The organism is Rhizobium sp. P32RR-XVIII (assembly GCF_012641395.1).
Taxonomy (GTDB): Bacteria; Pseudomonadota; Alphaproteobacteria; order Rhizobiales; family Rhizobiaceae; genus Rhizobium.
Map to the genome: position 1 here is coordinate 958,824 of NZ_JABAIH010000001.1, position 19,306 is coordinate 978,129.

Annotated in this window: 20 protein-coding genes; 14 read left to right on the forward strand and 6 right to left on the reverse strand. The window is 62.0% G+C overall.

Annotated elements, in window-relative coordinates; all coding sequences use genetic code 11:
* Positions 1 to 98 precede the first annotated feature (98 nt).
* Positions 99 to 758 (reverse strand): glutathione S-transferase family protein, encoded by a 660-nt coding sequence (locus HGP14_RS04875; RefSeq protein ID WP_168828706.1) that lies wholly within the window; start codon positions 756 to 758, stop codon positions 99 to 101.
* A 94-nt stretch (positions 759 to 852) separates the two neighbouring features.
* Positions 853 to 2,178: a TIGR03808 family TAT-translocated repetitive protein gene (locus HGP14_RS04880; RefSeq protein ID WP_168828707.1), complete on the reverse strand. Its 1,326-nt coding sequence runs from the start codon at positions 2,176 to 2,178 to the stop codon at positions 853 to 855.
* A 186-nt stretch (positions 2,179 to 2,364) separates the two neighbouring features.
* Here HGP14_RS04880 and HGP14_RS04885 point away from each other — a divergent pair, with 186 nt between their 5' ends.
* The 6 genes from HGP14_RS04885 to HGP14_RS04910 all read left to right on the forward strand — a co-directional run bounded on the left by HGP14_RS04885 (position 2,365) and on the right by HGP14_RS04910 (position 8,363).
* Positions 2,365 to 3,375, forward strand: a complete 1,011-nt coding sequence (locus tag HGP14_RS04885; protein ID WP_168828762.1) for a ligase-associated DNA damage response exonuclease — start codon at positions 2,365 to 2,367, stop codon at positions 3,373 to 3,375.
* 197 nt (positions 3,376 to 3,572) lie between these two features.
* On the forward strand, positions 3,573 to 5,219 hold the full coding sequence (locus HGP14_RS04890) for a cisplatin damage response ATP-dependent DNA ligase (RefSeq protein ID WP_168828708.1): 1,647 nt from the start codon (positions 3,573 to 3,575) through the stop codon (positions 5,217 to 5,219).
* Between the two features lie 88 nt (positions 5,220 to 5,307).
* Entirely contained in the window at positions 5,308 to 6,231 is a 924-nt protein-coding gene (locus tag HGP14_RS04895; protein ID WP_168828709.1) for a S9 family peptidase, read from the forward strand.
* A 45-nt stretch (positions 6,232 to 6,276) separates the two neighbouring features.
* Entirely contained in the window at positions 6,277 to 6,495 is a 219-nt protein-coding gene (locus HGP14_RS04900; RefSeq protein ID WP_168828710.1) for a hypothetical protein, read from the forward strand.
* A 133-nt stretch (positions 6,496 to 6,628) separates the two neighbouring features.
* Positions 6,629 to 7,471 (forward strand): L,D-transpeptidase, encoded by an 843-nt coding sequence (locus tag HGP14_RS04905; protein ID WP_168828711.1) that lies wholly within the window; start codon positions 6,629 to 6,631, stop codon positions 7,469 to 7,471.
* Between the two features lie 178 nt (positions 7,472 to 7,649).
* Positions 7,650 to 8,363 carry a L,D-transpeptidase gene (locus tag HGP14_RS04910; RefSeq protein ID WP_168828712.1) on the forward strand — a complete coding sequence of 238 codons (714 nt, stop codon included), beginning with the start codon at positions 7,650 to 7,652 and terminating at the stop codon, positions 8,361 to 8,363.
* A 327-nt stretch (positions 8,364 to 8,690) separates the two neighbouring features.
* Here the strand turns inward: HGP14_RS04910 and HGP14_RS04915 are convergent, their stop codons facing one another.
* The gene (locus HGP14_RS04915; RefSeq protein WP_168828713.1) at positions 8,691 to 9,602 is read right to left on the reverse strand and encodes a cell wall hydrolase; all 912 of its coding nucleotides are present in this window, start codon (positions 9,600 to 9,602) and stop codon (positions 8,691 to 8,693) included.
* 148 nt (positions 9,603 to 9,750) lie between these two features.
* Entirely contained in the window at positions 9,751 to 10,719 is a 969-nt protein-coding gene (locus tag HGP14_RS04920; protein ID WP_168828714.1) for a LysR family transcriptional regulator, read from the reverse strand.
* Positions 10,720 to 10,835: 116 nt separating this feature from the next.
* Here HGP14_RS04920 and HGP14_RS04925 point away from each other — a divergent pair, with 116 nt between their 5' ends.
* Positions 10,836 to 12,236, forward strand: coding sequence for an MFS transporter (locus HGP14_RS04925; protein ID WP_168828715.1), 1,401 nt, complete (start codon positions 10,836 to 10,838; stop codon positions 12,234 to 12,236).
* 41 nt (positions 12,237 to 12,277) lie between these two features.
* On the opposite strand, the gene HGP14_RS04930 is transcribed toward HGP14_RS04925, so the two are convergent.
* The gene (locus HGP14_RS04930) at positions 12,278 to 12,745 is read right to left on the reverse strand and encodes a MarR family winged helix-turn-helix transcriptional regulator (protein ID WP_168828716.1); all 468 of its coding nucleotides are present in this window, start codon (positions 12,743 to 12,745) and stop codon (positions 12,278 to 12,280) included.
* A gap of 128 nt (positions 12,746 to 12,873) precedes the next feature.
* Here HGP14_RS04930 and HGP14_RS04935 point away from each other — a divergent pair, with 128 nt between their 5' ends.
* The 3 genes from HGP14_RS04935 to HGP14_RS04945 all read left to right on the forward strand — a co-directional run bounded on the left by HGP14_RS04935 (position 12,874) and on the right by HGP14_RS04945 (position 14,674).
* The gene (locus tag HGP14_RS04935; RefSeq protein ID WP_168828717.1) at positions 12,874 to 13,296 is read left to right on the forward strand and encodes an organic hydroperoxide resistance protein; all 423 of its coding nucleotides are present in this window, start codon (positions 12,874 to 12,876) and stop codon (positions 13,294 to 13,296) included.
* A 282-nt stretch (positions 13,297 to 13,578) separates the two neighbouring features.
* Complete coding sequence (locus tag HGP14_RS04940) at positions 13,579 to 13,962, forward strand: antitoxin Xre/MbcA/ParS toxin-binding domain-containing protein (protein WP_168828718.1); 384 nt, start codon at positions 13,579 to 13,581, stop codon at positions 13,960 to 13,962.
* Positions 13,922 to 14,674 (forward strand): RES family NAD+ phosphorylase, encoded by a 753-nt coding sequence (locus HGP14_RS04945; RefSeq protein ID WP_168828719.1) that lies wholly within the window; start codon positions 13,922 to 13,924, stop codon positions 14,672 to 14,674. Before HGP14_RS04940 ends, HGP14_RS04945 begins: the two co-directional genes overlap by 41 nt.
* Here the strand turns inward: HGP14_RS04945 and HGP14_RS04950 are convergent, their stop codons facing one another.
* Complete coding sequence (locus HGP14_RS04950) at positions 14,675 to 15,121, reverse strand: MarR family winged helix-turn-helix transcriptional regulator (RefSeq protein ID WP_168828720.1); 447 nt, start codon at positions 15,119 to 15,121, stop codon at positions 14,675 to 14,677.
* Positions 15,122 to 15,207: 86 nt separating this feature from the next.
* Between HGP14_RS04950 and HGP14_RS04955 the strand changes: the two genes are divergently transcribed.
* The 4 genes from HGP14_RS04955 to HGP14_RS04970 all read left to right on the forward strand — a co-directional run.
* Positions 15,208 to 15,933, forward strand: a complete 726-nt coding sequence (locus HGP14_RS04955) for a thioredoxin family protein (protein ID WP_168828721.1) — start codon at positions 15,208 to 15,210, stop codon at positions 15,931 to 15,933.
* A 29-nt stretch (positions 15,934 to 15,962) separates the two neighbouring features.
* Positions 15,963 to 16,433, forward strand: a complete 471-nt coding sequence (locus HGP14_RS04960) for a DUF1579 domain-containing protein (RefSeq protein WP_168828722.1) — start codon at positions 15,963 to 15,965, stop codon at positions 16,431 to 16,433.
* Between the two features lie 72 nt (positions 16,434 to 16,505).
* Positions 16,506 to 17,288, forward strand: a complete 783-nt coding sequence (locus HGP14_RS04965; protein ID WP_168828723.1) for a VOC family protein — start codon at positions 16,506 to 16,508, stop codon at positions 17,286 to 17,288.
* 301 nt (positions 17,289 to 17,589) lie between these two features.
* Positions 17,590 to 19,306 (forward strand): DUF5801 repeats-in-toxin domain-containing protein (locus HGP14_RS04970; protein WP_409527058.1); only part of this gene is annotated, 1,717 nt, incomplete at its 3' end.

Genomic DNA, 19,306 nt, shown 5'->3' on the forward strand with positions numbered 1-19,306 from the left:
TGGATCCCGGCTCAAGGCCGGGATGACGACGGTGAGTACAGCACCGTCGATCGCAAAAATCCGGTCAGCAAAGAGTTTGTCAGCAGTCTGCGAGCCAGTTAGACCGGCTCTTTCGAGCGCGTTGCCTGCATGGCGAGATAGGCCGGGCGGGACTGGCAGCGCTTCAGCCAGGCATCTACCTTCGGATGCGCGTTGAAGAGCGCCTGTTCCGTCTGGCTGTAGCGCAGCACTTCCGCCACGTTGAGATCGGCGACGGTGAAGCGACCGCCGACGATCCAGTCCCTTTCGGTGAGATGCTTTTCCAGAACGGCGAGCGGCCGCTTCATGGAGCGGCAGGCGACGTCGATCGTCCCCTTGCCGGCCGCGGTGTTTTCGTGCTCGTTGTCATAGGTGACGACGATCTTCACCGTATGCGGCTCGACCTCTGCCAGCGCCCAGATGGTCCACATCGTCAGCAAACCGTCTTCCTCGACGGTTTGGCCGGAAAGTGGGCCGCCGCGCTTGCGGGCGAGGTAGAGATTGATCGCCAGCGACTCATGCATCACAAGCTCGCCGTCCTTGATCGAGGGGATCAGCCCCATCGGATTGACGGCGAGGAATTCCGGCGAGAGCGTGTTGATCGGCGCATCGGGAGCGAGCGGATTGGCAAGCCGCTTCGCCTGGATCACCGGCACGGACTCGAACTCGATGCCCAGCTCCTCCGCCATCCAGTAGACGCGCGCGGCACGAGAACGGTAAACCCCATAGATTGTCAGCATGTCTGATCCCCTTGTATCTGCTGCAAATTAAAGCGTTGGCGAGCGAGGCGGAAGCGGCTCAACCTTATGTGTCAATGAAAGCTTTTGATGTGTCTCAGCCGGTCCTGTTCTGCTCGATCGTCAGCTGCGGATAGCTTTCGCTGCCCGCCTTTGTCAGATCCCCGGACACCCTCTTGTCCCATTCGAAGCCGAAGATCGCGCCGTCGCTCATCTCCTGAAAGACGTTTCCGGTGATCACCGCCGTGCCCGCGCCGTCTGCCACAGACACCGCGCAGCCGATAGCGGACTTCCGCACGACGTTTCCGGTAACGGCGAGATTGCGCAGATACGGTCCCCAGCCGAGTTGCATCGCCCAGAGCGGCGCGCCTTCGATGATATTGCCGGAGATGACCGTATCGGCCTCCGCGGCGATGCCGGTGCCGAAGCCGACTTCGTGCTTGTAAGGGCCGTCCAGCGTCAGGTTCCGGACGATGTTGCCGCTGACGGCCGCAAGCCTTCCGCCTTCGTTGAAGTTGGCGATTGAAATGCCGTTCGCCGCACCGTCGACGAGGTTGCTGGAAACGACGGCGCCCTGAAAATCGAACTCCACATAGATCGCCGTCTCGCCGGAGCGCAGGCATTGATTGCCGTTGATCTGCACGTTGTCGCCGGAATTGGCGCGGACGGCGGTGAAGGCGCAGTCGGAAATATGGTTGTTGGCGATGATCACCCCGCCCGCGCGGAAAATATTGATGCCGTTGCCGTTCTGCCCCGTGCCGCCGTCATCCGCCCGGATGCGTGTAACACGGTTGCCCGAGATCACGGTGCCGTCTTCGCCCTTCTCCCAGCGATGCACGAGAATGCCGCCATTGCCGCATTCGGTCACGGTATTTCCGGTGATCGACAATCCGGTGGAATTGACCGCAAAGATGCCGGCCTGCGCCGCCCCTGAAAGGCGGCTGCGCTCGATCCGGCCGCCGCAACGTTCCAGGCGCAGGCCGTGTTTGCTGCTTCCACGAATTTCACAATTGTCGATCTGCAGGTCGTCAATGCCGGTCAACTGGACAAGCCCGCCGTTTTCCTCGTCGGCCATGCCGCCGTTGCTCTCGATGACGATGCCGGAAAGCTCGATCCGCCGCGCGTCGTCTGCCGAATTGAGGCTGCCGCGATGCAGAATCCGCGAGGCGCCGGGAACGCCGCTGATGCGGCAATTATCCGGCAGCACAAGGTTCGCGGCCTGATATATCCCGGCAGGAAGATAGAGCGGCGTGTTGCTGCGGACGGACTCGTCAATCATCGCCTGCAGTCCGTTCTTTGCGACCCCCGAAGCATCCAGCGCGCCGCGCAGCGCCGGCGACTTCGATGCCGCAAAGGCACGATCGGCCATCGGCATGGCAAGCGCCGTGCCGAGAAAGCCGAGTATGTTGCGCCGCAGATGCATTCGAGGACCGTCCGAAAGCAGGGATTGTTCAGTTCGGATCTCTGTTTTTGCACAAAATCCTTGCCGCGAAGTAAGCTGCCTTTTCAGCATTGAACAAAACCGTGACTTCCCCTGGGGACGGCCATCAGACGCAAACGGCAAACGGCCACTGGCGGTCCGCCCGTTTCTCGCTATCTTTCGCTCATGATGAGACCCGATGCTCTGCTTTACCCGGCCCCCGAGGGGCTTTATTGCCCGGAGGGCGGATTTTATGTCGATCCGGTGCGGCCGGTGGATCGGGCTCTGGTCACCCACGGCCATTCCGACCATGCCCGCTCCGGCCACCGGCATGTTCTCGCCACGCGCCAGACGCTTGACATCATGCGCCTGCGCTATGGCGACGATTTCGCAGGCAGCGAACAGGCCGCGAGCTTCGGCGAAGAGCTGGATTTGAACGGCGTCAAGGTGAGCTTCCATCCGGCGGGCCATGTTCTCGGCTCCGCGCAGATCGCCATCGAGAAGAACGGCACCCGCATCGTCGTCTCCGGGGATTACAAGCGCCGCCCGGACCCGACCTGCGCCCCCTATGTGCCGGTCCCCTGCGACGTCTTCATCACCGAAGCGACTTTCGGGCTTCCGGTTTTCCATCATCCCGACCCGATGGACGAGATCGGCAAGGTGCTGGCCTCGCTCCGGCAGTTTCCGGAGCGCACGCACCTGATCGGCGCCTATGCGCTCGGCAAGGCGCAGCGCGTCATCCGTCTGCTGCGCGATGCCGGTTACAGCGAGCCGATCTATATCCATGGCGCGATGGAACGCCTCTGCGACTATTATCAGGGGCAGGGCATCGATCTTGGCGATCTGCAGCCGGCAACGATCGAGAGCCGCGACAAAGCCGCCTTCCGGGGTGCGGTCGTCGTCGGGCCGTCCTCCGCCTTTGCCGATCGCTGGGCGCGCCGTTTCAACGATCCGCTTCCCGCCTTCGCTTCCGGTTGGATGATGGTGCGCCAGCGCGCCAAGCAGCAGGGCGTCGAACTGCCCTTGGTGATCTCCGACCATTGCGACTGGCCGGAACTCACCGAGACGATCACGGAACTCAACCCCGCCGAAGTCTGGGTCACACATGGCCGCGAGGAGGCGCTCGTGCGCTGGTGCGAATTGCAAGGCATCAAGGCCAAGCCGCTTCATCTGGTGGGCTACGAAGATGAGGGGGATTGAAGCGTGATTGCTGCGGTGGGTTTCCTCTTCTCCCCAGCGGGGAGAAGATGTCCGTTAGGACAGATGAGGGGGGTGAGCGACGGAAGGAGCGAACAACCGCCTTATTCGCAAAGCCTTTGTATGACGCGCCGACCCCCTCATCCGACCCTTCGGGCCACCTTCTCCCCGCTGGGGAGAAGAAAAGACGGAGCGCTCCCATGAAAGCCTTCGCCGACCTCCTTGACCGTCTCGTTCTCACCCCCAGCCGTAACGGCAAGCTGAAGCTCTTGGCGGACTATTTTCGCGATACGCCGGACCCGGACCGGGGCTACGGCCTTGCCGCCATCGCCGGCACGCTGGTGGTGCGCGACGTCAAACCTGCCATGCTCCGTGATCTGACGCTCGAGCGTCTGGACGAGGTGCTGTTCCGCTACTCCTACGATTATGTCGGTGATCTCGCCGAAACGATCTCGCTCGTCTGGGACAACGAGAAGGACATCGACCGTTCCGCGCTCGCCCAGCCGCGCCTCGGCGAAGTCGTCACCCGGATGAATTCGCTCGGCCGCACCGAAGTCAGAGGCTTCGTCCGCGAGACGATGGACCGGCTGGACCCGTCGGGACGCTTCGCCTTCATCAAGCTCGCAACCGGCGCCATGCGCATCGGCGTCTCGGCACGGCTTGCCAAGCAGGCGCTGGCCGATCTCGGCGGCAAGGACGTGACCGAGATCGAAACGCTCTGGCACGGCCTCGAGCCGCCTTACGAGTCGCTGTTTGAATGGTTGGAGGGCAGGGGTGGCAAGCCGATCCTGGCGACGCCCGCGATCTTCCACTCCGTCATGCTCGCCCATCCGGTGGAGGAGAACGATCTGGCCAATCTCGACCCGGCGGACTATGCCGCGGAGTGGAAATGGGACGGCATCCGCGTGCAGCTTTCGCGCTCGGGCGAAACGCGCAAGATCTACTCCCGCTCCGGCGATGATATCTCCGGCGCCTTCCCGGATATCCTGGAATCGATCAGCTTCAACGGTGTGCTCGACGGCGAATTGCTGGTCGGCGGCACGTCGCGCTCGAACAGCCCGACGCGAACCTTCTCCGACCTTCAGCAGCGATTGAACCGCAAGACGGTGACCGCCAAAATGCTCGAGGAGTATCCCGCCTTCATCCGGGCGTACGACCTGCTTTTCGACGGCGAGGAGGACGTGCGCAGCAACACCTATCTCGATCGCCGCGGCCGTCTTTCGGAGATCATCGAACAGGCCCCGCACGATCGCTTCGATCTCTCTTCCCTCGTTGCCTTTTCGACATGGGAAGAGCTGGACGATCTGCGCGAATCGCCGCCCAATCCGGTGATCGAGGGCGTGATGATCAAGCGAAAGGACAGCATCTATCAGGCCGGCCGCGTGAAGGGCCCATGGTTCAAGTGGAAGCGCAATCCCTACAACGTCGACGCTGTTTTGATGTATGCCCAGCGCGGCCACGGCAAGCGCTCAAGCTACTATTCCGATTTCACTTTCGGTGTCTGGGCCGAGATGCCGGATGGCGAGCAGCTGGTGCCTGTTGGCAAGGCCTATTTCGGCTTTACCGACCAGGAGCTGGAAGTGCTCGACAAGTTCGTGCGCAACAATACGACGGAGCGCTTCGGTCCGGTTCGCGCCCTGCGGGCCGACAGGGAGTTCGGTTTCGTCGTCGAAGTCGCCTTCGAGGGAATCAATCGCTCCACCCGGCACAAATCCGGCGTGGCGATGCGCTTTCCGCGCATCTCCCGGCTGCGTCCCGACAAGCCGTCCTACGAGGCCGACCGTCTTGAGACACTGGTCGCGATGATCGACAACGGCCGCGGCAGAGCCCCTCCTGCGCAACAGTGACGCAGAATCCCGCTTTCAACGCAATGTGTATTGGCCGTCATCGAGTTCCGGTGCAGACATTCGAAGCCGGGTCTATTCGTGGTGAGCCATGTTCTTTGATGATCGAAATGACTTTTTCCGCCAACGCCGCGCCGTACTCGCCGGAATCGCGGGCACCCTCCTACTGCCCGGCATCGCCTCCGCCTTCGAGGTTCCGGATCAGCCACGCCTGATCAAGCATGACTATGCCAAAGTCCGCCACCGCTTCCGCACGAAGCTGCTTCGGAAGGGGCCAGCGCCGGACAAATACGAGCCATTGGTCGCACCGCCGGGTGGCGAGCAGATATTTTACCGCTCAGGCGCCGGCGGCGAACTAGAGCTTGCCGCCTGGGTCAGCAAATACAAACGCAAGCGCCATGCAATGCCGGGTGTGCTTTTCCTCCACGGCGGCAATGCCATGGGGATAGGCCACTGGCAGCTCATTAAGCCATACATGGATGCGGGTTTCGTCGTGCTCATGCCTTCTGTCCGCGGTGAAAATGGCCAGATGGGCAATTTTTCCGGTTTTTATGATGAGGTTGACGACGTGCTGGCAGCCGCCGACCGGCTTGCGCATCTTCCCGGTGTCGATCCGAACCGGCTTTTCGTCGCGGGCCATAGCGTTGGAGGCACGCTCACCATGCTGGCCGCCATGAGCACCCACCGATTCCGTGCCGCTGCCCCGATGTCCGGCAATCCTGACGCGTTCCGTTTCTTCAATCGGTACCCGCAGGACATCCGTTTCGACGATACCAACAAGCACGAGTTCGAGGTTCGCTCGGCGCTCTGCTACGCGCAGAGTTTCAAATGCCCGGTCCGCGTCACGCACGCGACTGAGGAGGACCATTTCATCGACCGTACCAGCCTGCTCGTCAGCCGCGCCGGTGGTGCCGGCATTCACATCGACGCCGCTACGGCCGCCGGCAACCATAATTCGGCTCTGCCCGAGCAGATCGCACAGAGCATTCCCTTTTTCCATGGCGTGGCCTCATAGGCGCGCCTTCAATTTTTGGGCCGATGCACTATACTAGGGTGCATCATGGCGCGAGTGCCAGACGAGATCATCCCGAACGACTACCCCCAGCTGAAATCGCTTCTGCTGGATCGCGAGCCGACGTGCCCCCTTCCGGCAAAGGAAGCCTTTGCGCTCTACGAGCGCAACTGGCGCTTTGTCGACGTGAGAAAGCTGACCGAAGATGAGACGGAACTCGTTCGGGAGTTGACGGCGGTGTACGGCCATGGCGTCGTACTAGTTTAGTGATTTCGCCCCGTTGATCCCTTGAAGCGACCCGGTGAAGCTTCGGCGGGCCGACACCAGCTTCACGCCAGCCGCAAGTGCCATATCTGCCCGCGGATATCGCTCAGCTGAGCCTGGATAAAAGGGTGGATTTATGGATTTCTCGCGCCGGGTGCTCCCCTTTGCCGGCCTTGCCCTGGCGGCCGCGTGCCTCACCGGCTGCAATATTCTCATTCCGGATACCGGCGCAACTGATCCTGACCGTTTCGTGCAGGAGACGTCTCCGGTCTTCTATCAGCCGCCGGGCGTCGACCCCAGGCGCGTCAGGGCGCTGGATGCGCCAGTACCGCAGAGGCGCGAGGTCCCGCCGCCGACGCTGTATAATCAGACCTACGGCCTTCCGGCCACCAACTACAGTCGAACCTACGGTCTGCCGGTCACCGATCCGCTGAGTGCGTCGTCCGAGTATGGCGAACTTCAGGATGGCGATTTCGTTCTGCCGGCCATCCCGGTCAGCCGGATCAATCCTGAATATCTCCGCCAGGAGGTCGATTACCCGACGCAGGAAAAGCCGGGTACGATCATCGTCGATACGAAGAGCAAGCATCTCTATTTCATCGAGCCGGGCGGCAAGGCGATGCGCTATGGCGTCGGGCTTGGCCGCGAAGGCTACGCCTGGTCCGGCCGTGGTGTCATTCAATGGAAGCAGAAGTGGCCGCGCTGGACGCCGCCTGCCGAAATGGTGTCGCGCCAACCCGATATCCGTCCCTTCTCGGCCGAGAACGGCGGCATGAATCCGGGCCTTGGAAATCCGCTTGGTGCCCGCGCCATGTACATCTTCAAGGATGGCCAGGATACGCTCTATCGCGTTCACGGCACCCCGGATTGGCAGTCGATCGGCAAGGCCGTTTCATCCGGCTGCGTGCGCATGCTAAACCAGGATGTCGTCGACCTTTACAATCGCGTTCCGGCCAAGGCCGAGATCGTAGTGATGTAGCTGCGCCACAGGGCGGCGGATATCGTCTGTCCGCGCGGGGACACGACTTCGTGAGGGTATGGCTTATTTACCGTCGGTGAATAGATTTTATGAGATGTCACCGGCGTTGAATGAACCAACCGGGGTGTGTTTGTCGTATGACGTGCCCCCCGCGACAGGAAGGAAATCCGTCCCGCGCATGAGTCACGAAAAACCTCTCTCCCGCCGCAGCTTTCTCTCCCTTTCGGCTTTGACTGCGGCTTCCGCGCTTGCCGGCTGCGCTTCCACTTCGGCCCCGACCGCTCAGCCCGTCGTTTTCCGTGTTCCACGCTTGTTCGAGACAACGCCTAGGCCGTCAGATGCCGAGCTTGAGGTGATGTACGGCCCGATCGAAGACGGCGGCTTCCTGATCCCTGCTGTTCCCTACCACGAGATCGATCCGCGCTTCTATCGCCAGCAGGTCATCGACCCGACGGGCCAGCCGCCCGGCACGATCGTCGTCGATACGCCCTCGCGTTTCCTCTATCTCGTCCAGCCGGGTGGAACGGCGATGCGCTACGGCGTCGGGATCGGCCGCGAAGGCTTTGCCTGGGCCGGCAGCGGCGTCATCCAGTGGAAGCAGAAATGGCCGCGCTGGAAGCCACCGAATGAGATGGTCGCCCGCCAGCCGGAGCTTGCGAAATATTCGATCGAGCGCGGTGGCATGGAACCGGGCCTCGTCAATCCGCTGGGCGCCCGTGCGCTCTATATCTTCTCGAGCGGCCAGGACACGCTCTACCGCCTGCACGGCAGTCCGGAATGGCGCTCGATCGGCAAGGCCGTTTCCTCCGGCTGCGTCCGCCTGATGAACCAGGATATCATCGACCTCTATGACCGCGTGCCGGTCAAGACGCCGATCGTCGTGTGGCAGTGAGCGATCGCGCAAAAGCGTGATGCAAAGGCTTAAGCAAAGAAAAACTCCTCCGGCGCCGGCCGGAGGAATTCAGGCCGCTGACCAAGATAGCATCAGCCGCAGTTTCAAAGAGGACGCCCGATCACCCCGTCATTCCGGCCTTGAGTCGGAATCCAGCCGGCAAACGTCTGTGAGCCTAAAAGACTCGCATGACTGACAGTCTTACGCGCCGCAGACGCGGCGCTGCTGGACCCCGGATCCAGTCCGGGGTGACGGCGTGCAGAGCCGTCCCCTGACATTGGCCTTTGTTCGAAGGCGAGATCGTCGCCTTCGAAAGCCACCGCTTCCTCAGCTGCCAAGCGGGAGGTTGCGCAGGTCGAGCGCTGCGCTGTTGTAAGCCGGACGTGGCGTCGGCAGCGCGATCGGTGCTCCTGCAGGTGGCATGATCGTCCCTGCAGGCGCCGGAGCGGCAGCCGGAATCGAGGATGTCGTGGTGAAGTCCGGCGCCCATGTGGTGACCGGCAAGGTCTGCGCAACCGGCATCGCCGATGGGATCGGGCCGGTCTGCGGCAGCTGTACATCGACCTGTGTGGAGCCTGCCGACGCGTCATAGGCCGCGAATTGAACCGGGCTCGCAGGGGGTTGGTCGGAAAGGTAGTTCATCCGGCCAGGAAGATAGTTCATAGCGACTTCATAGCCGGGAAGCGGGGAAGGCGTCTGGAGCGTTCCGTCGCGCGAGCGCTTTTCATAAAAGACATTGCCGCCTGCCGCAGCGACATAGTGCATGTTGCGATAGGGGAATCTCAGGCCCGCGGTATGGAAGAACATGGCGTCCTTGACCCCGGGGTGCCGTTCCCCGCGCAGAATTCCGTTCGCTGCGGAATCGAGTTCCGGTCCGACTCTCGCGTCGATGGCCCTGCTCATGACGCCGGGCGCGAACTGTCTTTCCTGCGCGACCACGCCGCAGATCGAATTAGGATAGGCGCCGGAGGTGAGCCGGTTCATCACGACGGTTCCGACTGCCATGTAGCCAGCGCGATCCGAATGTTCGGATTCGAAGTACATGGCTCGTTTCAGGCAGTCGCGATCTCGCGCGGTATAGTTGTAAGTTACCTTGGTGGAGTGAGCTTTTACCTGCCGCGCAGATGCGGAAGGACTTGCTGTGGCTGTCGTGTTGGCTGCGGTGGTGCACCCTGTTGCAGCCAGTCCGGCGAATAGAATTCCGGTTATGGATTTACCCAATGCATGTCGCGCCCTCAACGGTATGTGCCTCCTATTGTGATAGTCCAGCCCAATCACGTCGCGCATGTTTTTTAGCTCACGTTGGTTAATATTCCAAACACATTTCGTGAGACGAAAAAAACATATTGTATTTCAATGAGATGGATACGAGGCGGAGACACTGCCGTCAGGCGGCTGCCTTGGAAATGCCCATTTTGCAGCCCGATGCTTCGAGCGCCGCACCGGCAACTTCAACGAACAGCCGGCGGAACCAGATGGACCTTTCATCCGCTCGATCGACGCGCCGGTAGAGTATCGTCACCGGCTCGGTCGGTAGCGGAACCGGCGGCACCGAAACAACTAACCCGTGCAATTTGGCCATGCAACGCCCGATTGATTCCGGAATCGTCGCAATCGCCGGCATCGCTTGCAGCGCCATCGGCAAGGCGGAGAAACGCGGCACCGTTGCCACCACCTGGCGGCTGTGTCCCAAACGGGCAAGCGCAATGTCGACGTTGGTCGAGCTGTTGTTGCCCTCGAACGAGACGGCGACATGGTCGGCGCGGGTGAAGTCCTCGAGGCTCAGCGGCGCCTTCAGCCTGAGCTGATTCGGATGGTAGATCGAGATGGAGGACTGGTCGAAGAGCGGCTCGCGGATGTGCCAGGAGGCGGGCTCGTCATGGATCGAGACGCTGAAATCATAGGCCCCTTCGTCAAGCATCCGTCCGGCTTCGCGTTTGTCCAAGGCGGCGACACCCACCAGCCGAGCCCCCGGCGCCAGCTCGCGCAGTCGTGCGGCGAGCGGGCCGAAGAAGGCCGATTCGAGATTGTCGCACAGGCCGATGCGGAATTCGCCCTGCCAGCTGGCGGGGTCGAAGGCGGCGGGCGGCCGGATGGCGCGTTCGATACCGGAAAGCGCGTCCTCGATCGCTGGCGCGATGGCAAGCGCCCTCGGCGTCGGCTGCAGGCCACGCCCGACACGGACGAACAATTCGTCGTCGAGTGCTTCGCGCAGCCGTCGCAGCGCCGCCGAAAGTCCCGGCTGACCGAGCAGCAGCCGCTCGGCCGCGCGGCTGACATTGCGCTCCTGCATCAGCACCGAGAAGGCCAGCAGAAGGTTCAAATCGATTTTTCGAAGGATCGCGTCATTCATCATTATCAGTAATACCTGGCATGGTTACTATCAATTTGCAATGGGATTCGGAGATGTACATTTTCTCGTTTCTCTGCCGCTTCCTCCCAACTCACGCGGCAGGAAAAGGAACGATCTCGATGACACTCACACAATCTCGAAGTGGGGCGGGGCTGGCATTGCTGTTGCTCTGTGCCGCCAATTTCCTTGACGCCATGGACGTTTCGACCATCGGCGTCGCGCTTCCCGCCATTCAGGCGGAACTCGGCATGCCTGCAACCTCGCTGCAATGGGCCGTCAGCGCCTATGTCCTCGGCTATGGCGGCTTCCTGTTGCTCGGCGGCCGCGTTGCCGACGTTTTCGGCCATCGCCGCGTCTTTCTCTGGTCGCTCGGCCTATTCGCGGCCGCAAGCATAGCGGGCGCCTTTGTCGACAGCGGACCGACGCTGATTGCCGCCCGGCTTATCAAGGGCATCGCCGCCGCCTTCACCGCGCCGGCGGCGCTCGCGCTTCTGCTCTCCGTCTTCAGGGAGGGGAGCGCCCGGGCCAAGGCGCTCGGTGTCTTCTCCTCGACAGGCGCCACCGGCTTCGTGCTCGGCATGGTGCTCGGGGGTGCCGCCACCGTCTTCAGCTGGCGGGCGACGCTGGTCATGGGCGCTCCGGTAGCGATCATCACGCTGGCGATCGCGCCCTTCGTCCTGCCCGCCGATGAGCGCCGCGGCGAAACCCGCCCGCGCTTCGACTGGGCAGGTGCCTTGACGATTACTCCCGGCCTGTTGCTCTTCGTGTTCGGCATCACCAATGCCGCGGCCGTCGGCTGGAGTGCCTTTCCCACCTGGGGCGCGCTGGCTGCGGCGGTCGTGTTGATCCTGCTCTTCCTTGCCGTCGAAGCCCGGCATGCCGATCCGATGGTGCCGCTTGCGATGTTCCGCCGGGCAAAGCTCAGCCATGCCAACGCCGTTGCCGCGCTCTTTCAGGGCGTCTATGTCGGCTTCCAGTTCATCGCGACGCTCTATTATCAGAACGAGCTTGGCTGGTCGGCCTTCGTCACCGGCTTCTGCTTTGCCTTCGGCGGCGTCTGCGTCATGTTCCTGGCACCGCGCTTTGCCTCGATCGCCCAGAACCGCGGCACCACGGGCCTGATTGCGCTCGGCGTGGCGCTGCAGGCGGTAAGCTACATCTTCTGGGTAGCCGCCGTCGGCCGCGTCGATCCGATCCTGCTCGTCGTGCTGTCGCAGCTCGCGCTCGGCGTCGGCTACGCGATGACCTATCCCTCCGTGCAGGTCGCAGCACTTGCTGATGTCGAGGAAGACAAATCGGGCCTGGCCTCCGGCATGCTGTTTGCGGCCTTCCAGATCGGCGGCGGCATCGTGCTCGCAGCCGCCTCGGCGGTCTTCGGCGCGGCTCCGTCCTTCGGTTGGGATCCCTATCTGGCCGGCATTGCCTTCACGGCGCTGCTTGCGGTCGCGGTCGTGCTTCTCGCGGCACTGGGTCCGCGGACGTCGCGGCTGAGCGCCGGTGCCTATCAGGCTGCCGAATAGGCTTTCTACCGGCGCGCCCGCGCTGAGAGGCGCGGGCGATCTTACACCGACGCGTTCAGGTTTCCGCGCAGCCTCTGCAGGGCTCCGCGGATTTCCACCAACTCTTCAAGCGTGCAGCCGGCGGCCCGGCCGATTGCCATCATGATCGAGTTCGCTTCGCTCTGCATCGATCGGCCCCTCGGAGTCAGCGAAACGATCACCTGCCGCTCATCGCGCGAGTCGCGCGTGCGTTTGATCAGGCCGCTCTGTTCAAGCCGCTTGAGCAACGGCGAGAGCGTCCCGGAATCGAGATCCAACTGCTCGCCGATCGTCTTGACCGGCAGCTCGGCCTGCTCCCAGAGCACCAGCATCACCAGATATTGCGGGTAGGTGAGGCCGACCTTGTCGAGGATCGGCTTGTAGGCGCGCGTGAAGGCATGCGCCGTTGAATAGACCGCGAAACAGAGCTGTTTCTCAAGCCGCTTCTCCTCCTCGGGAATTTCCATCATCTTCGCCGTCTGCGCTTTCATCATCCTGTTCCTTTGAGGTGCAATTCTCCTCTTTTCAGATTCCGAATGCAATTTGCAAAATTCACTTGCGTACAATTTAATTGCGCAATATAGAAAGTCCAGCCCCAACGCAAACACAGGAGACTGACATGCCGATCCTCTATACGACCAAAGCTTCCGCCACCGGTGGCCGCGCAGGCCGCGCCGTTTCCGAGAACGGCGTTCTCGATGTGACGTTGACTGTTCCGAAGGAACTCGGCGGCGACGGCGCGACCGGCACCAATCCCGAACAGCTCTTTGCAGCTGGCTATTCCGCCTGCTTCCTCGGTGCCTTGAAATTTGTCGCGGGCCAGCAGAAGGTCAAGATTCCTGAAGATGCGACGGTTTCCGCCAAGGTCGGCATCGGCCCGCGCGAAGACGGCGGCGGTTTCGGCATCGAAGTGGCGCTGACGGTCAACATTCCGGGCATGGACAAGGCCGAAGCCGAAAAGCTCGCTGCCGCAGCCCATATCGTCTGCCCCTACAGCCACGCCATGCGCACCTCGACCGAAGTTCCGGTTACTGTTGCTTGATTGAGATTTTCCCTTCTCCCCTCGGGGAGAAGGTGGCCCGAAGGGTCGGATGAGGGGGCCTCGCGTGACGACTGATAGAAGTTGGCCGTTCGCCTGCGGCCCCCTCATCCGCCTGCCGGCACCTTCTCCACGAGGGGGAGAAGGGACGCTAGCCGCGCCCGCCGACATTCCCCTCTCGCCGCGTGTATGGGTAAGGGTGAGGGAGCTCCAAGCCGCATCGCAACCGCATCTTTTCTTCTGAAATAAATTCGCTATATTCTTTCCAAGGAAAGGATAGGTGCGATGGCCGCAATTTCTCCCGATCAAACCAGCTCTGCCGCGGAAGCCGCCGTCATTACCAAGGCGGCGATCAATGCCGCCGACCGGCTAGGGATCAGCGCCCGCGCGCTCGCTGCCGTTCTCGGCGTCTCCGAAGCGACCGTCTCGCGGATGAAGCGGCAGGACCATCTGCTGGAGCGCGGCAGCAAATCCTTCGAGCTGGCGGTCTTGCTCGTCCGCCTCTTCCGCTCGCTGGACGCGATCGTCGGCGGTGATGAGGCCGTTGCCCGGCAATGGCTGCGCAATGCCAATACCGCACTTGGCGCCGCACCGCTCGAAAAGATCGTCAGCATTTCCGGATTGACCGATGTCCTTGCCTATCTGGACGCCCGCCGCGCTCTCGTCTGAAACGCGGCCGATCTCCGGCCGTTTCTGGCGGCTGGTGGAAGCGCAGCATCAGATCTCGACGCTCAAACTCGTCGATACGCTGGAAGAGCAGGCACTGCTCGAAACCCTGCTCGAGGAGAGCAAGCCGGCCCTGCCGCCGGAATGTGCCGGTCTCGATTATCTCCTCGCCACGCCGTTCCGCTACGGTGCGGTCTACCCGCACGGCTCGCGCTTTCGCAGGGCAGGACGAACGCTCGGTGTTTTCTACGCTTCCGAAAAGGTCGAAACGGCGTTGGCCGAAATGGCCTTCTACCGGCTGCTCTTCTTTGCCGATTCGCCTGCCACGCCGCTGCCTTCGAACGCGGCGGAATACACGGCTTTTGCCGCTCCAGTCGCAACAAAGATGGCAATAGATCTGACCGCCCCGCCGCTCGATAGCGGCCGCGCCCAATGGACGGATCCCGTCAACTACGAGCCCTGTCAGGCGCTCGCCGACACCGCCCGCGCGATCGGCACAGAGGCAATCCTCTACGAATCCGTCCGCGACCCGAATCGAGGCCGAAACCTAGCGCTTTTGACGGCCAGGGCCTTTAGCGCCCGCGAACCATCCGAGCGCCAGACATGGCGCATCCGCCTGGCTGCGGCAGGCGTTCAGGCGCTGTGCGAATTTCCGGCAACAAGGATCGGTTTTGCGAGGAGCGATTTCGGCAACGATCCGCGGATTGCCCGCTAACTATGCAAGCGCCTGCAGGTCGCTCCGCAGCTTGCTCGCATCGCCGTTCGGCAGCTTCTCTTCCAGTGCGGCATGCGTGCTTTCCCAGATCGGCAGTGCTGCAGCGAGCACCGCCTTGCCCTCCGCCGTGAGACTCAGCAGCCGCCCCCGCTTGTCTTTTGGATTCTGCACGACATTTACCCATCCTCGGCGCTGCAGCGGCTTCAATGCCGCCGTCAGCGTCGTCTGGTCCATGGCGAGAAGATGGGCGACCGGCCCCATCGGCGGCGGCTCCGGGCGGTTCAGCGACATCATCAACGAGAACTGGCCGTTGGTGAGCCCGAGCGGGCGAAGAGCGTCGTCGAAAAGCCGTGCGAGTGCGCGGGCGGCGCGCTGAACGTGCAGGCACAGGCAGGTGTCGCGCACCAGCAGCGTCGTTGAAAAGGGAATCTCTACCGCGTTTGACATGCCTAATTTCTATTGATATCAATGTATTTAGTCAAGGAAAACGAGAATACGCCGGTAATCGGTTGCGTAGGAGGAGGGCGCACACGATGGAGAATCAAGTCGTTTCCCGTGAAGAATGGCTCGAAGCCCGCCAGGCGCTGCTTTTGAAGGAGAAGGAAGCAACGCATCTCAGAGACAGGGTCAATGCCGAGCGCCTCGCTTTGCCTTGGGTCAAGGTCGACAAGGACTATGTTTTCGACACGCCCGAGGGAAGGAAGAGCCTTTCCGATCTCTTCGGCGGCCGCAGCCAGCTGATCATCTACCACTTCATGCTCGGGCCGGATTGGGATGCCGGTTGTCCGGGCTGCTCTTTCGTGTCCGATCACGTCGATGGCGCGCTGCCGCATCTCAACAATCACGACGTCACATGGGTCGCCGTCTCTCTCGCGCCGCTTCCCAAGATAGAAGCCTACAAGAAGCGAATGGGCTGGAAATTTCCCTGGGTTTCATCCTCCGGCAGCGACTTCAATTTCGACTACCACGTTTCCTTCAGTCCCGAGGACCTCGCCAAGGAGACGGTGTTCTATAACTTCACCGCGATCGAATCCGCCGACGCCAACGACGAACTCCCGGGCCTCAGCGCTTTCTACAAGAACGAGAAGGGTGAAATCTTCCACACCTACTCTAGCTATGCCCGAGGTCTGGAGGAAACGATCGGCACGTTGATGATCCTCGATCGGGCGCCGAAGGGCCGCAACGAGAACGGCACAATGGATTTCGTCAAGCGCCATGACGAATATGAGGGCGCTCCGAAGACGCAGTCCTGTCATTGAAACTTGCTAGCATCACCTAAGGGAGAAGGATGATGGAAAGTGCAAAGGTGCTGGAGGAGCACCGTTTTCTCGAGAAGCTGGTTGGCGTCTGGGATGTCACGGCCCCTGAAATGACCGGCGGGCAGCAATGGACGGAGATCGTGCGCTCGCTGCACGGCATCTGGTTCGTTGCCGAAGGCAATGGCGAAATGCCGGGCGGCGGCGCAGCCACCACCGTGCTCACCCTCGGCTACAACGCCACGAAAGGCAAATATGTCGGCAGCTGGATCGGCTCGATGATGGACCACATGTGGGTCTATGAGGGCGACGTCTCTGCGGACGGCAAGGTGCTCAACCTTTACACGAGAGGCCCGGATTTCCAGTCCGACGGCGCCGAACAGGATTACCGCGAGCAGATCACCTTCATCGATGACGATCACCGTACCTTCACCTCGGCGGCCAAGCAGCCGGACGGCAGCTGGAAGCAATTCATGGAGGCACGCTACGCACGCGCGCGGTGATCAGCAATGACGTCTCACGCAATCGCTCAGGAATGACAGCTCACTCAATCACAAAGCGTGAAAGGAAAGATCATGGCTTCCGATACGCATGGAAAGTTCATCTGGTACGAACTGATGACGCCAGATACCCAGGCCGCCGCCCGGTTCTATGGTTCCGTCGTCGGGTGGACGACCAAGGACATGAAGATCGCCAACCTGCCTGCCTACACCATCTTCGAAGCGAACGGAGCGGGCGCTGCAGGCATGATGGATTTCCCGGCCGAGCTCGAAGGGCAGGGCATCCCGCCGAACTGGACCGGCTACGTCGCCGTCGATGACGTCGATCAGACCGCCAAGGACTTCGAGGCGAACGGCGGAAAGGTGCGCCGCCCGCCGGAGGACATCCCGACGATCGGCCGCTTCGCGGTCGTTGCCGACCCGCACGGCGCCGTCATCTGCATCATGACGCCGATCCCGCCGGAAAACCCGCCGCCGGATGTCGGCATGAACACACCCGGCCATGTGGGCTGGCATGAACTCATGTCCGGCAACATGGAGGAAGCGTTCCCCTTCTACTCGAAAATCTTCGGCTGGACGAAGGATCACGACTTCGACATGGGCGAGATGGGCGCTTACCGCATCTTCGCCGAGCACGGCAAGCAGATCGGCGGCATGATGACCAAGCCCGCCAACGTGCCGGTGTGCTATTGGGGCTATTACTTCAACGTTCCGGCCATCGACAGCGCCGTCGAGCGCGTCAATGCGGGCGGCGGCAAAGTCCTCTTCGGGCCGATGGAGGTGCCTGGCGGCAGCTGGGTCATCAATGCCACGGACCCGCAGGGTGCTTTCTTCTGCCTCGTGGCGCCTGGCCGCTGACCCTCTCCAAAGAGCGATCGGCAGCGCCTCGCAAAACGGCGAATCGAGATGTTGGAAATGCCGGCGGCGGCTCTCGAAAGGAGCCGCCGCCCTCTTTTTGGTGGTTAAGATCACCCGTTCTAATCTATTAATTTTATTCAAATTTTAGCGTTCCCGCCCTCAAAACCCATGGCCAGGGTTAATCGTTCCTGAACATTTTTGGGGGGATGCATAACCGGCTATGCCTGCCCGGTTAAGGAAGTATTGCAATTAGGCCCGCCGCGTAATTGATAGGCCCCAGTTGTACATTTGGGGTAGAGTCATGTCTAACGAAGATCTGCGCATTTCGAACGTCGATGGCGAAACCGCGCCGCACGAGTTTCTTTCGGACATTCGCGAAGATGCAAAGCCGGTAGAGGTCGAGCGTGTCGAGCTCGCTCAGGCCGCGAGCAGCGAGCAGACCCCAAAGACCGGCCGCGTGGAGGCTACCCCGCCGGCACCCGCGAATGCCAACCCGAACGAGGTTGTTGCCGACCAGAACAACGTTGCTCATCTTCCGGCCAATGTCTCGCTGGACGATATTCACATCGAGGGCAGCAATCTGGTGCTCGTCCAGGCGGACGGAACGGAAATCGTTATCGTCAACGGCGCCCTGCATGTCCCCAGTTTCATGCTCGGTGACGTCGAGCTGCCGCGTGACACCGTCATTGCAGCGCTGAACGACAGCAAGATCAACGTCGCCGCCGGTCCGGACGGCACCGATACCGCAACCGCGGCAGCGCCGAGCTCCGGCGCCGAGTTCCAGGATACGCTCCAGCCGGGTGACGACGCCCCGACCCAGCTGGCGCAGCTTCTGGCCGACACGCAGCAGCCGGATCCGACGCTCGGCGGCACGCAGGAATTCACCAACGATGTCCCGACGATCACGACCACGCAGCTCCTCACGCTGACGGAAGCGGCGAACGCCGAGGGCGGCTTTGCCCAGCAGACGGTCAACGGCCAGTTCGGCTTTAACGGCGGTGCGGACGTAGGCGTCATCACCGCTGTAAACTACACCGGCAGCACCGATGTCGACGAGGAAGGCGGCACCGCAGGCAAGCCGGTCAGCGGCCTGACCTCCGGCGGCCATGACGTCACCGTCACCGTCAACGGCCTGACGATCACCGGCACGATCACCATCGGTGAAGGCGCCGAAGCCAAGACGATCACCGTTTTCGAACTCAAGGTCACCGACACTTCGACGGGCGCCTTCACCTTCACGCAATACGGCCCGCTCGACCATCCCGACCAGGGCCAGTCCGGCGCCAGCGACGCCCTCGGCCTCAACTTCAGCTATACGGTGACCGACAAGGACGGCGATGCGGTTACCGGCAATGCCTCGATCGACATCCGTGATGACGGCCCCTCGATCAACCTGGGCGAAGCCAACGACAACAGCGCCGTCAGCGAGCACGATCTGCTCTCCGGCAACGTAGTCACCGGCAACATCTCGCTTGGTGTTCAGTGGGGTGCCGATAGCGGCGCGAATCGCGACCTTACCTTTGACAAGCAGAACGCTCCTGAGGGCTTGACCTCGCATGGCCTCGCCATCCAGTATGAGGTCTCGGCAGACGGCCACACGCTGACCGGTTACACCGTATCGGGCGAAGGCCAGGGCGCTGTTCGCACGGACGTCTTCGTCGTCACGCTTCATCCGTCCTCCGCTCATGGCGACTATACCTTCCAGTTGCTGACCAGCATCGACCATCCGCAGGGTGGAACGCCGTCGCAGGACGCCCAGGTCGACCTGGCGTTCAATGTCACCGCCAGCGATGCCGACGGCGATACCGTGGGCAGCGCCTTCACGGTCAGCATCAACGACGATGTGCCGACGGCAAGCTTCTCCGGCACGAGCACGATCACCGAGGATGGTGTCAACGGCGTGTTCACGCCGCAGACTGCGACCGGCACGCTGGTGTTCAATGGCGGCGCCGACGGCGCGACGGTCACCGACCTGTCGTTCCGCACGTCGATCGACATGGATCATTCGAACAGCTATC